This is a genomic window from Leucothrix arctica (genome assembly GCF_003172895.1).
GTDB classification, from domain to species: domain Bacteria; phylum Pseudomonadota; class Gammaproteobacteria; order Thiotrichales; family Thiotrichaceae; genus Leucothrix; species Leucothrix arctica.
On sequence record NZ_QGKL01000029.1, the window covers coordinates 18,206 to 31,153 of the forward strand.

Here is a 12,948-nt window from a genome sequence, read left to right on the forward strand (position 1 = left end):
ACTTGGGCCAATAAAAACAATAATAATGAATAAAAAAACAATAAGTCGTGCAACGAAACTTAAGCCATTACTACCTATACTACTGAGTGTGGGCCTATCTGCCTGTAACTCATCTAGCAACAAAAGTGCAACGATAGAAACACTATCGGGCAAGATTGTTGGCGTTCAGGTCGAGGGCTTAAGCTATAAAACACCATCATTCTCTGGAGAAACAAGCGCAGACGGCAGCTTCACCTATAAAACGGGCGAAACAGTCTCCTTCTTTGTCGGTGACATCGCCGTGGGTGAAACAAAAGGCAGTACTGAGGTTACCTTCTTCGATCTTGCGGGCATTGCTAACCCTGCTGCCGTCTCGCAGGACGCACGAGCAAAACTTCAAGATAACACCACTGTTCATGAGCACGACAAGCTAAGTAACTTAGTTGTGTTCTTCGACGCGATTGATGAAGACGGTAACTACGCAAACGGCATCACCGTTCCTAGTCAGCTAAATGAATTAGCCCTGGGTAAAACGCTCGATATTAAAGGCACGTCATTTCAGGACTTTGAAAAGCAGTTTGGTGACAGCCAATTACTGGATGATGCAGTCGCAGCAGGCGTATGGACTCGTGCGCCAGAAACTACTCCCGCGATGACCGCATTAGACATGTTCTATAAAAATATCGGAGAGCCTGTTCAATTATCCGTGGTCACTGAAACGTTAACCGACTCGGGTAACGATGGCACTATCAATAAAAAAAACACGACAACCTACGATGAGTTCGGCAATAAGTCGGGCGAGTACAAGGACTATGACAACGATGGCACCCCAGAGTCACAAGAGATCTGGACTTATAACGAAGCATTAACGACTTTAGAGCACAAAGCAGATAAGAACGGTAACGACATCTTTGAGTCGACAGACTCAACAACGACAGTACTTTATGATGACAGCGTCACCGCTTCAGACACTCAAGTCTATGCTTACTATAATGATGAGACGGGTACGCTTGAGTACAAGAGTACACAAACACTCAGCTATAGCGCTGATGGTGAGCTAAGCAAGTCTGAAAACCTATATGAGTCGCCTAACTCAACCGGTAAGTCTTCTAGTATTTATACTCGAGACGCTGATGGCCGTTTAACTAAATTAGAAATAGATGATGGCTCGGATGGCTCTATAGATAGAATAGAGACTCACCTGTTCAACGAAGTAACGAAAGCGTCTAGCACTGAGATTGATACAAATGCTGACGGTGTTGCCGATGAGATCTCATATGCGACCTATGACGACAACTCCAACATCCTGACTTACAGTGAAGATTCAAATGCGGATGGAGTCATTGACGCACTAGAAACGAACACTTATGACGCGAATGGCAACCCTGTCAAAATGACCAGTGAAGTTAACGGAGAAGTCATTAAGGTCATTGACCGTGAGTATAATACCGCTGGAAATAAGCTAAGTGAGCAGCTTACTGACTCGACTGACTCGGACAATAACTCACTAGAAACCTATCAATATGGTGCCGATGGTAATCTGAAAATCCATACCATTTACAGTTGGTTAAATGGGGTGAAATACTTACAGTACCAAACCTTTCATGATGCAAATGGTGGACGCTCGTTAATGAAATACGATGAGTATGCGGAAGTCACTCAAACAGAATCAACGAGTTATGATGACCAAGGTAACCTGTTAGAAACAAGCTCTTTCAGCTATCAAGACGGTGTTGAAAGCTCTAGCTTAGTTAAAGTATATAGCTATGACTCAGAAAACAGACTGAGTAAAGTTACTGAGACAGCTAATGGCAGCTTGGTCGATAGTAAAAACTATGTCTATGACAGTGCGGGCAACCTGACCTCTATCGTTAATGACGCTATTTCAGAAAGTGGCAGTGTTAGCACTGAGAGTTATGTTTACGACAATGTTGCGTCTTGGACAACGCTCTACTCCTCTTTATAGTCGGTATTTACTCATGAGCTGGTAGTGTCTAACACTGCCAGTTCAGCCGTCTTTACTAACGTCCCTTCTCATTTACATCTGCTTTACCCTCCCCTTACCCACATTAACAATTACCCATTGCATAATTATCCCATCGATGAGTAACACGTATTTTCGGTAATAGATCTACAACTAGTTATATTGGGTAGCTGTCATGGGCTACCCTTTTTATTGGATATCACTACCGCTAATCGTGTTTACAGAATCTTTACGTTCTCCTTACCCACACTAACATTTACTTATTACATAATTAGTCCATAGACAAATAACACGTCACCATACAATTAAAAACAAACAGGAAATCATAATGAGAAACGCAATTTTAGTAACACTTTTAGCAAGTACTTTAGGTCTAGGCGCAACAGCTGCTCAAGCGGACAACCATGATTCTGGTAAGAAAGGTCAAGGCCACGCTAAGCACGAAGGCGGCAAGCATCAAAGTAAGAAAAGCGGCAAGCGCGGCGGCAACATGATGAAGCGCATGACTGAGAAGCTAAGCCTTACTGAGGACCAGCAAGCACAGATCAAGACATTGCGCGAATCTCAGAAAGAGCTAAGCCAAGCACTTCGAGCTGAGAAGAAAGCGCTTTACACCGAAATCAAAGCACTAGATACAACTAGCGCAGATTATGACAGTGAAGTAGCAGCATTGGCTGACAAGAAAGCGATGGTAGATCGCAAAGCGTTCATCCAACGCAGTACAGCACGTCAGCAGTTTGAAGCAGTACTGACCGCTGAGCAGCGTGTAACAATGAAAGAGATGAAAGAAAGCCGTAAAAATCGTACTAGTAAAGGTAAGCGTAGTGGTAAGCGCGGCATGATGAAGGGTGGTCTAGCAGAAAAGCTAAACCTAACTGACGCACAGAAAGACCAAATTACTGCGCTTCGTGCAGCAAAGAAAGGCCAGTCAACAAGTTCTGAGTTTGAAGCAATTCTAACGGCTGAGCAGCTAGTAACACTTAACAAAATGAAGGAAAACTTCAAGAAACGTAGCGGCAAGCATGGTCAAAAGCATAATGCTAAGTAAGATTTAAGTCGTCTCTTAGTTGTGAAGGGCAGCTCTTTTGAGCTGCCCTTTTTATTGCCTCGCGTTTAGAAAATTACTGGTGTCCTTTAACCTTTAATTTAATGGCATAAAGATCAGCGCTTCGATTTGTTATATAAAGCGTATCCTTTTCTTTTCCGCCAAACGCACAGTTAGTGGTTCGTATATTGTTAGGTAAATCGATTCGTCCCCACTCCTTGCCCTCTGACGACCAGACTTTTATACCAGTACGAGTGGCAACATACAGATTACCGTCTGCATCCATTGCCATACCATCGGTGTTTTGAGCACGTGCAAACTCTCGCTCATTCGACAACTCGCCTTTAGCATCAACATCAAACGCTAAGATTGGCCCCGACTCGTCATCTGATACCGCAAGATACATAGTACTTTGGTTAGGGCTAAAAATAATACCATTTGGGTTTTTAGTCTGAGCCATCTCTTTAATAACTTTAATATTGCCATCGGGTGTACGAACAAACACGCCATTAAAGTCTATTTCTCTTTTCGATGGATCTCGTCGCAGACCAAACGGCGGGTCAGTAAAGTACACATTGCCATTGGCATGTACTGCCATATCATTAGGTGAGTTAAAACGATAACGCTTTCCTTCTACCTCAAATGCTTCAATGAACGGTGTAACTTCTTTGGTGGTCAAGTTCATACGCGTAATAGAACGGTTTTTTTGTTCGGCAGCAAGTAAATAGCCTTCATTATCTAGCGACAAACCATTTGCTACGTCTGACGGTGAGCGCACCTTTTCCAACGTTAATGTGTCACTATTTAAACCGTAAATGGTATTACCTGGAATATCGGTAAATAACAGTGTGTTTTTTTTAGAAAGCCAAACAGGCCCTTCAGTTGATTTGAACCCGCTTGCTACAACCTTAAGTTCTCCCATTCCTTCTAAAGGGTTGGTTTTAGCCTGCTCTGTGCCTGCGTAGGCTGCTCCGAAAATAAGTAGCGTAGCGCAACTGGCTTTTGAGAAAGCGCTAATAAACGTATTCATACTCTGCATCACGTGTCTCCTAATAAATAATTAGCCTTGTAAGGCTTAAGTTTTAGTACGATGGTTACCGTTAGGCCGAGTACATCATAGTTAAGCAAAAAACGATTCTGTATTTACAGAATCTTTACAGCGCTCTTACCCTAATTAACATTTACCTATTGCATAATTTATTCATCGGCGGACAACACTCCAAAAATAAAACAACCAGTAGGAAATCATAATGAAAAACGTAATTTTAGTAACTCTTTTAGCAAGTACTTTAGGTTTAGGCGCAGCGGCAGTTCACGCGAACGATACGACTGGAACACAAGGTGTAAAGACTTACGCTCAATCAGAAGACGGTAAGCACAAAGGTAAGCGTAGTGGACGTCGTGGCGGCATGATCAAGCACATGACAGAAGCGCTAAGCCTGACTGAAGCACAAGTTGCTCAAATGAAGTCACTTCGTGAAGCAAACAAGGGTACAAAGGGCAGTAAAGACAAAGCGGCTCGTAAAGCAGGACGTGAGCAGTTCGAAACGCAGTTTAAAGCTATTTTGACACCTGAGCAGTTAGTTAAGCTTGAAGCGTTGCACAGCGAACGTGGTGGAAAGCACGGCGGTAAGCGTGGTCAGAAGCATAACGCTGAGTAAGTATTACAAGTCTCTTAGTTAAACAGGGCAGCTCTTTGAGCTGCCTTTTTTATTGCTTCACGGTCATTACTTCAACCATATTAAGAGGTCGTAATGGCAAAATAACGGTAAATATTAGCATTAAAATCCATTTACACTAATAATAGAGCGGATATAAAACAGACAGAATAAGTAGGTCTCATATGCCATTTTTCATTATCAGCATCGCTATTCAGATTGCCCTAGTCGTCCACGTCATTAAAACGGGTCGTAATACTATGTGGATCTGGGCCATTATGGGTATTCCTGGTCTAGGTGCTGCTGCGTACTTTTTGGTAGAGCTATTGCCAATACTGTTGGGCACTCGTGCAGGTTGGCAAGCACGAAAAAAACTGAATAACGTGATCAATCCAAACAAAGACTTAAATCAGGCGAGCAATGACTTTGAAGTCGCTGACACTGTTCAAAACTCATCACGCCTTGCCGCTGAACATTTGGAAAAAGACCAGTTTGAAGAAGCCCGTGCGCTATATGACAAGTGCTTGTCTGGGATTCATGAGGACGACCCATACTTTTTGTTTGGGCGTGCACAAGCGGAGTTTGGTTTAGAGCAGTACCCGCAAGTGAGACAAACACTGGATGAATTGATTCGTCTTAACCCTGACTTTAAAAACGTAGACGCTCACCTACTGTACGCCAAAAACTTAGTTGAGTTGGGCGAGACTGATCTAGCGATGAAAGAATTTGTCGTATTAAACGAAACATTCCTCGGCCCGGAAGCAAGCTACCGTTATGCTATGTTATTAAAAGACCAAGGAAAAACAGAAGATGCAGAACGTATTTTTGATGAGATATTAAAAGCAGCAAAAGTGGCGGATAAACATTACCGAGCACGCTACAAGCATTGGATTTCTTTGACTAAGAGTGAGTTAAAAGACACCTTATAATATCGCTAAACGTGTCGTTTCATCTTGAAGCGACTGACTGATTCAGTTAAGCGTTAGTTGACTCATTAGCACCAACACGCACAACACAAGCCCTCTAGTACTTTAACGTCTAGGGGGCATTTTTTACTGTAAAAAACATGCTGAAGCTTTATCATCGGTACAACCTTATTCAAACAATGCATTGATGAAGAGATGACTATGAATGTAACCATTATCGACCACCCACTTATTCAGCACAAACTAACGATTATGCGTCGCCAAGAAACATCGACGGCTTCCTTTCGGAGACTAGTTAATGAAATAGCGATGTTGCTTTGCTACGAAGTGACTCGTGACCTACCCATGACGGCAGAACAAATCCAAACGCCAATGGAAAGAATGGATGCACCGACATTAGCGGGTAAAAAACTCTGCTTTGTTTCGGTGTTACGTGCGGGTAATGGCTTACTTGATGGGATGTTAAATCTGATTCCTTCCGCTCGTGTAGGGCATGTGGGTTTATATCGCGATCACGACACACTGGAAGCAGTTGAATATTATTACAAAGTGCCAAGTGATATCGCAGACCGTTTGGTCATAGCAGTAGACCCAATGCTAGCAACAGCTAACTCAGCTATTGCTGCGGTTCAACGCTTAAAAGATGGTGGTGCTGTAAATATTAAGTTCTTATGTCTACTGGCTGCTCCCGAAGGTGTTAAAGCTTTTGGTCTTGCACACCCTGATGTTGAGCTATACACCGCGGCAGTTGACAGAGAATTAAGCAAAGAAGGTTACATTCTTCCTGGCTTAGGTGACGCTGGTGACCGTATTTTCGGTACGAAGTAAACGGTAGTTACGAAGTGCGCTCTGAGATTATTTTTGCTCTGAGCGCATTTTAAGCGATAAACTTTATACAATAACGTCACAAGACACTTAGTTAGTCACAGACGGTGTTCAATCTAGCGTCATTAAAGTGAATTTCAGTATCATCAACGAGTGATGTCTTACTTTTTTTCTTTGCAACGTACATCGCTTCATCTGCAATATCAATCAACCCTTCTGCTGTCTCAGCGTCGTAAGGGTATAGTGCAATCCCGATACTCGCGCCCAAGACAACTTCTTCATTTTCGACACTAATCGGTTTAACCAATAAAGTATCAACAATTTCTGCCACGTTTGTTATTTCAGAGATGTCATTAACATCCGCAATTACGATAACAAATTCGTCCCCACCAAAGCGTGCCACAGTATCGGTCTTACGTAGACATGACACCATGCGTTCTGCCAACTTTTTAAGAATTTGGTCACCCACCAAATGACCCATGCAGTCATTAATGGGTTTAAAATTATTTAGGTCGAGAAATAACACACCTACCCTTGTTTGATTACGTCGAGACCGATCAATCGCTTGATTGAGCCGATCCATGAGTAAGGTACGATTGGGTATATCTGTCAGCGTGTCATGGCTAGCCATATGCTTGATTTTATCCTCTAGCTTCTTGCGCCTTCGGATACTCCAGTACGCACTAAACAAAGAGATAAACGCCAAACTAGATGCAACGAAAGTGCTTAACACCCACTGCCAATGCTGGCGAATCGCTTCGCTAATACTCACCAGACCAAAACCTTCATAAGGCCCTACTTTGAGTTCTTTCAGTAACTCATGAACAGATTGATAATTTAATGAGACGTTCCATCCTGCATACTTTCCTTTTATTGCCGCATTATCTTCTGGCTTAATGTCCATCAACACACTGGCAACGTCCTTCGCAAGCTTGTCGGTGACATTTGGAAAGATCGCTAAGGGCCACTCAGGGTAGAGCTTCGTAGAATGTTTAAAGGGGAAGCCTTCTGTTTTTCGCTCCCCAAGTACCCGAAAGGTATTGAGATCGATCTCACCTTCAGCGGCCATGCGTTCAAGCATATCGGTGCGCACTACGCCCGCATCAACCAGACCGTCACGAACCGAAAATACTATTTTTTCCTGATCACCGCCGCTAAAAGAGAGTGAGGAGAAGTCTTTATACGGGTCAATACCATACTGGGTTTTCAACTCGCCCCAAGCCACTCGCCAACCACCGAAACCACCTTCGGAAACGGCCATAAAATCTTTGCCTTTGAGGTCTTTTATATCGTGGATGTTAGCCTGATCACTACGGGTGAAAATAACCGAACCAAAACAATTGAGCGGTATATTCTGCCGCATGTTTAATAACGTTAGAATACGAGTGGCACCAAACGCCATCTCCATTTCTGTATACGATGAAGGGTTGGTTAATACAAAATCAAACTCACCACGGCCTGCAGCAGCATTTAGATCTTTAATACCCTCGTACGGCACCAAGACAAAATTATGCTCAGGAAGCTGACTATTCAAATAATCGACCGTAGGCTGCCATTTTTCTAAGCCTTTTTCAACACCCCGATTTGCACGTAAACCTATTTTTATATCATCAGCAAAGGCCAAATCCACAGATAAGATTAGCCCTGCCAACACTAACCCTTTTACTAGGGCTTTGAACCAATATTGCAATATATTCATTATCAACTCCCCTCCCGTTTTTAATTTCGAGGATCAGACAATGAATACAGTAAAGCAAGCTAGTTAGCGGCTAGCTGAATACTCTTAGTATATTTCTCTTAAACGATAGATGGTTGAAACATGCTTTGTATCAGCACTATTCCTCCACGTCTGCATGTTTCTGAAGGTCAAAATAATTCAGTAAAAACACACCAAGAAACTGTACAGGGGCCAATAACAGTATCCATACCATCGACTCTTTTGGCGTGCCATCGTGTACTACATAAACCACCACCATTACGATAGCTGTGTACATCGCAGACAGGATCAATGATTTTCTTAATCGTTTAGTCATGTCGCTTTACCACATCAAGTCGTCAGGGATTTGGAACTCAGCATACGGATCATCTTCAACGGTCGTATCTGTGTTTTCCTTAGCATCATTAAGTAGCACGATACTGCCTTCATCACGCTCTTGAATCTTCACTGCAGCTTCAGCAGGAATCAGGTGATAAACATCCTTCAAACGTGCAATCGCAAGACGGCCACGAGACACCAAATCATGGTTTTTACTCGTTACGTAAATCGCTTTTACCTTATTAAAATCAGTAAAGTTATAAATAACTAAATCGTCGCCTTTTCCTTTGAAAACACTATTCATTTCGATGATTTGGCGAATCTGAGCAGTGATCTCTTTTAACTCTTTTGCCTTACGCGTTTCTTCGTTAAGCGCCTGACTCTTTAAACGCTGTGCTTCACGCGCTTCTTCGCCTAGCTTTGCCGCTTCGTTCTCAAGCTCAGTGTTAGTTTTACGGCTTTTCTTTTCCGCTTTACGCTTATTTGTTTTAATGTTTTTCGCTTTCTGATCTTTAATTAAGCCTGCGCCTAATAGCTGATCCTGTAGTGACCCTGCCATCTCTGTCTCCTATTCGCTGTTTGCCGATCTCGGCCAAGATATTCCGCTATTTTACACCTAGAACACGAAAGCGACACTGCCCATTGATCAATCCTTATAAAAAACATCGGTACTATTACCCGCATTATGAATTCACGTAAGCTTAAACGCCTCTTAACACTGCGACCGCTATCATGACCCTAGATCAAGTCACCCAACGTAAACTCTGGATTTTTGATATGGATGGAACGCTCTCCGAAGCCCAGCACGACTTCGATGCGATTCGCTGTACGCTTGGCTTACCGGATGACCTCCCTATCTTAGAATCCATCGCGGCACTACCGCCTGAACAAGCAAAAGCGGTCAATGAGCAGTTAGATGAGATTGAGTTAGAAATATCGAAAGCGTCAAAGCCAGCCGAAGGCGCTGCTGAGTTACTGGAAGCGTTAATCGCTAATGACTGCAAAATTGGTATTTTGACACGTAATAACTTAGTGAATATCCAAGTCACATTAGACGCTGCTGGTTTGTACCAGTACTTTGATGAGGTTGATCTAATCAGTCGTGACTGTATCGCACCAAAACCTGCACCTGATGGAATTTTTCACTTAGTCGATCGTTGGCAAGGAGACATCAGCGACGCGATAATGATTGGCGATTCAATCCATGATATTGCAGCAGGCAATAATGCGGGAGTCACCTCTGTTTACTATGACCCAGACGGCGTGTTTGAACATCGCAAGCAAGCGGACATATGCGTCCGTAGCCTGCGAGAACTTATACCGTCAGGCTAATCACATCATTAACTCAAATTAGTCACGGCAACAGCAGCCCAGCAAATGATCATTCACCAAACCAACCGACTGCATGTAAGCGTACATAATCGTCGGCCCAACAAATGTCATGCCACGCTTCTTTAAGTCTTTAGATAAGGCTTCACTGATCTCGGTTGAGACCGGGACTTGCTCGCGCTCCGTCCAATGATTAACGATCTGCTGACCGTCAACATATGCCCAAAGGTAAGCATCAAAGCTGCCAAATTCTTGTTGAATATTGATGAAAGCAAGCGCGTTTTTACGCGTGCTAAACACCTTCAGTTTATTACGAACGATGCCAGGGTCTTGCAATCGGTCTTCTAATTCTGCATCACTCATTGTTGAGACTTTAACGACGTCAAAATCATGAAACGCAATGCGATAGCCTTCACGTTTATTTAAGATCGTTTCCCAACTCAAGCCTGCTTGTGCGCCTTCTAAAATAAGCATTTCAAACAGCATCGTATCATCATGTTTGGGGATGCCCCACTCTGTGTCATGGTATAGCGCGTACCGCTCTTTGCCTTTTTCACCGCCAAAGCAGCGCTTTTTCCCGTCTTCACTGACGTGCATACAACCTCCTCCCTCTTACTTATCCCTATTCAACAATGTTAGCCACCATCCCGTGGCTATTACCTTACGCTATTTTCCTTAAACTCTTTTGCTTAACGCCATGCACCTGCGTGGAACTGTAACTCACCTAAACCATTCGGCATACCATTTGCCAATGGCGCATTCCAGAGGCTCACAAAACCATGATCGACACCTTTAAACACTTGATATTGATGCGGTATCTGTAAGTCCTGCAAATACTTATGAATCACAGGTGACGCTTTACGCCCAAGGTTTAATGCAAACTCATCACGGTCACCAATAGAAATGCGTAAAGGAATACCTCGCGTGCTTAAACGTGACTGATTCTGCTTCGCAATTTTCATCGTTTCGGGTAGTGCATAGTCACTCACAAACGCATTCGCCACCGAAGAAGCAAAGCTGTCAGGGAACTTCAACGCATAGTGAATAGCCGCACGTGAACCACGAGAATGACCGTGGATAGACGTCGTTTTAGCGCTCATACCCGCACGGAACTGCTGTCTGATAAAAGCACGTAACTCATTCGCACTTTCGCTGGTCATTAACGTCTCGTTACGAGGTGTTGTCCACTGCTCTTCTTCACGACCGCTGGCACCAATGCGCCCTGTTCGTAACGACACAATGACGGTTTTAGGAATCAAACCACGAGCCATCCACTGCTGTAATTGTGACGCTGGCACACTCTCAGGAAAGCTACGCTCCCAACCTGTTTGACCGTGCAAAAAGATAACTAGAGGATAAGTCTCTTTAGACTCACGACTCCAACCTTGTGGCAAGTAAACCGTGTAATCCACCGTGCCACGTGATGGGCTAATAAATCGTGAGCGGGTATAGCCATTGGGGTTTAAGTCATTGATCAACTGCCACGTATAAACGGCCTGATTCGTCACGCCTTCACGACCACGTTTCAACGAGTCATCTTTAATAAATAAGTGAGTTTGACCACCAACCGTTGACTTAAATCGGTCGTATTTGCCTTCATTTGAGTAAGCAAACTCAATGCGACGACCACCGGCTAACTGAAACACTGTTGGACTGACTTGCTGAAGTGGTGAAACATTCCCACCTTTATGCACGGCCAACTTACCCGCTTGCTGACGAATCTCAAAGTTACTTTCTGAGTCTTCAAATAAGCTGTAACTACCGACTAACTCAGTCAGTACAGGTGCCTTAGTGGGCTTAACGGGTGCTTTTTGAAAAGGTGGCTGAACCACTTTCACCGTCCGAGAAGATTTAACACTCGGAGGCGTTGAACAACTAGCCAAAGTGAATGCAGTTATAAGGAGTATTGCGGATGTTATTAGGCGGCTCATTTCTTTTATTATTCCGTCTTTAAAGAGGCTAAAGCTTAGCACATTTTTATAAAAACCAAAGGTGTACAATTTTGAGACATGAAAAAGCCCGAACAATGTGATAACACGACTCGGGCTTGATCAAACAGCGAGGTATTTAAACGACTATAAGCGCTTACTTAGCTGCTGATGTACGCCATTCTTTAACCCAGTCTCTACGACCTTCTGCAACTTCTGCAGGTGTAAAACCAATGCGCTTAGGTTGAATAAGTGTACCGAATGCTTCTGGTAACTCGATGCCTGCACGAGTAGGCAACATCCAGTTTGTAACCGGGAGAATTTTCTGTGCTTCTTCTGACAGTAGGAAACCAACAAACTTTTTCCCTAGTGCCTGATTTTTACTATTTTTAAGTACTGCTGCTACTTCTACTTGAGTCGTATGACCTTCGCTAAACTTAGCCGCTTTATACTGTGTCTTTTCTTCTGCAACGATGTGGTAAGCAGGTGATGTACTGTAACTCAACACGTAGTCAGACTCACCTTTTAAGAACATGCTGTACGCTTCAGACCAACCTTTAGTCACAGTAACTGTGTTTTGTGCCAACTGCTTCCAAGCCTCGTCTGCTTTGTCACCGTAAACTGACTTCATCCAAAGTAGTAAACCTTGACCAACCGTACTTGTGCGAGGGTCTTGGTAGATCACTTTTGCGTCTGACTCAACCAGCTCTTTCAGTGACGTCACTGGCGTCTCGATTTTGCTGCTGTCATACACAAATGAGAAGAAACCGTAGTCAACCGGTGCAAACTCAGTATCCGTCCAGTTTAGTGATGGCTCTAAGTCATCTAATGATTGACCGTGCTCTGCAACCAAACCCATGTCGCGGGTAATTTCCATTAACGCATCGTCGATACCAACAATCACGTCTGCTTTACTCTTAGCACCTTCGATGCGAAGACGGTTCAAAATACTAACGCCGTCATCCACTGTTACGAATTCGATATCACAGTCACATTGCTTCTCAAATGCTGCTTCTAACTTAGGCCCTGGACCCCAGTCTGAGTTGAATGAGTCGTAAGTGTAAACTGTCAAATCTGCTGCTTGTGCCGCAGTGCAAAGCGCTAAACTTGAAAGTAATAAGCCTAGTTTTTTCATGGTCGTTATACCCTGTCTATGGATTTAGCTCAGATGAGCAAGTGGCGGGTAGGTTATCATTTATTTTGCGCCGCAATAACCAATAGTGGTTATAAACTCCTAGC

13 protein-coding genes are annotated in these 12,948 nt (G+C 43.5%); 6 read left to right on the forward strand and 7 right to left on the reverse strand.

What is annotated here, in order from left to right:
* Window positions 1–25: 25 nt before the first annotated feature.
* On the forward strand, window positions 26–1,945 hold the full coding sequence (locus DKT75_RS09180; protein WP_109823132.1) for an RHS repeat domain-containing protein: 1,920 nt from the start codon (window positions 26–28) through the stop codon (window positions 1,943–1,945).
* A 346-nt stretch (window positions 1,946–2,291) separates the two neighbouring features.
* Window positions 2,292–3,011 carry a Spy/CpxP family protein refolding chaperone gene (locus tag DKT75_RS09185; RefSeq protein ID WP_109823133.1) on the forward strand — a complete coding sequence of 240 codons (720 nt, stop codon included), beginning with the start codon at window positions 2,292–2,294 and terminating at the stop codon, window positions 3,009–3,011.
* Between the two features lie 73 nt (window positions 3,012–3,084).
* Here the strand turns inward: DKT75_RS09185 and DKT75_RS09190 are convergent, their stop codons facing one another.
* Window positions 3,085–4,047 (reverse strand): SMP-30/gluconolactonase/LRE family protein, encoded by a 963-nt coding sequence (locus DKT75_RS09190; protein ID WP_109823134.1) that lies wholly within the window; start codon window positions 4,045–4,047, stop codon window positions 3,085–3,087.
* Between the two features lie 211 nt (window positions 4,048–4,258).
* Between DKT75_RS09190 and DKT75_RS09195 the strand changes: the two genes are divergently transcribed.
* The 3 genes from DKT75_RS09195 to upp all read left to right on the forward strand — a co-directional run bounded on the left by DKT75_RS09195 (window position 4,259) and on the right by upp (window position 6,420).
* A complete protein-coding gene (locus tag DKT75_RS09195; RefSeq protein WP_109823135.1) occupies window positions 4,259–4,669 on the forward strand; it encodes a Spy/CpxP family protein refolding chaperone in 411 nt (136 codons plus the stop codon).
* A gap of 182 nt (window positions 4,670–4,851) precedes the next feature.
* Window positions 4,852–5,595 (forward strand): tetratricopeptide repeat protein, encoded by a 744-nt coding sequence (locus DKT75_RS09200; RefSeq protein WP_109823136.1) that lies wholly within the window; start codon window positions 4,852–4,854, stop codon window positions 5,593–5,595.
* Window positions 5,596–5,793: 198 nt separating this feature from the next.
* Window positions 5,794–6,420, forward strand: coding sequence for a uracil phosphoribosyltransferase (gene upp, locus DKT75_RS09205; protein WP_109823137.1), 627 nt, complete (start codon window positions 5,794–5,796; stop codon window positions 6,418–6,420).
* A gap of 91 nt (window positions 6,421–6,511) precedes the next feature.
* On the opposite strand, the gene DKT75_RS09210 is transcribed toward upp, so the two are convergent.
* The 3 genes from DKT75_RS09210 to DKT75_RS09220 form a co-directional block, all read right to left on the reverse strand.
* Window positions 6,512–8,116 carry a diguanylate cyclase domain-containing protein gene (locus tag DKT75_RS09210; RefSeq protein WP_109823138.1) on the reverse strand — a complete coding sequence of 535 codons (1,605 nt, stop codon included), beginning with the start codon at window positions 8,114–8,116 and terminating at the stop codon, window positions 6,512–6,514.
* A 136-nt stretch (window positions 8,117–8,252) separates the two neighbouring features.
* Window positions 8,253–8,450 carry a hypothetical protein gene (locus tag DKT75_RS09215; RefSeq protein WP_109823139.1) on the reverse strand — a complete coding sequence of 66 codons (198 nt, stop codon included), beginning with the start codon at window positions 8,448–8,450 and terminating at the stop codon, window positions 8,253–8,255.
* A gap of 6 nt (window positions 8,451–8,456) precedes the next feature.
* Window positions 8,457–9,011 carry a DUF2058 domain-containing protein gene (locus DKT75_RS09220; protein WP_109823140.1) on the reverse strand — a complete coding sequence of 185 codons (555 nt, stop codon included), beginning with the start codon at window positions 9,009–9,011 and terminating at the stop codon, window positions 8,457–8,459.
* 173 nt (window positions 9,012–9,184) lie between these two features.
* Here DKT75_RS09220 and DKT75_RS09225 point away from each other — a divergent pair, with 173 nt between their 5' ends.
* Window positions 9,185–9,784, forward strand: a complete 600-nt coding sequence (locus DKT75_RS09225) for an HAD family hydrolase (protein ID WP_109823141.1) — start codon at window positions 9,185–9,187, stop codon at window positions 9,782–9,784.
* 18 nt (window positions 9,785–9,802) lie between these two features.
* Here DKT75_RS09225 and DKT75_RS09230 read toward each other — a convergent pair whose 3' ends face one another.
* The 3 genes from DKT75_RS09230 to thiB all read right to left on the reverse strand — a co-directional run bounded on the left by DKT75_RS09230 (window position 9,803) and on the right by thiB (window position 12,844).
* Window positions 9,803–10,378 carry a DNA-3-methyladenine glycosylase I gene (locus DKT75_RS09230; RefSeq protein WP_109823142.1) on the reverse strand — a complete coding sequence of 192 codons (576 nt, stop codon included), beginning with the start codon at window positions 10,376–10,378 and terminating at the stop codon, window positions 9,803–9,805.
* A 92-nt stretch (window positions 10,379–10,470) separates the two neighbouring features.
* Window positions 10,471–11,712: an alpha/beta hydrolase gene (locus DKT75_RS09235; protein ID WP_109823143.1), complete on the reverse strand. Its 1,242-nt coding sequence runs from the start codon at window positions 11,710–11,712 to the stop codon at window positions 10,471–10,473.
* 154 nt (window positions 11,713–11,866) lie between these two features.
* Window positions 11,867–12,844, reverse strand: a complete 978-nt coding sequence (gene thiB / locus DKT75_RS09240; protein ID WP_109823144.1) for a thiamine ABC transporter substrate binding subunit — start codon at window positions 12,842–12,844, stop codon at window positions 11,867–11,869.
* Between the last annotated feature and the right edge of the window lie 104 nt (window positions 12,845–12,948).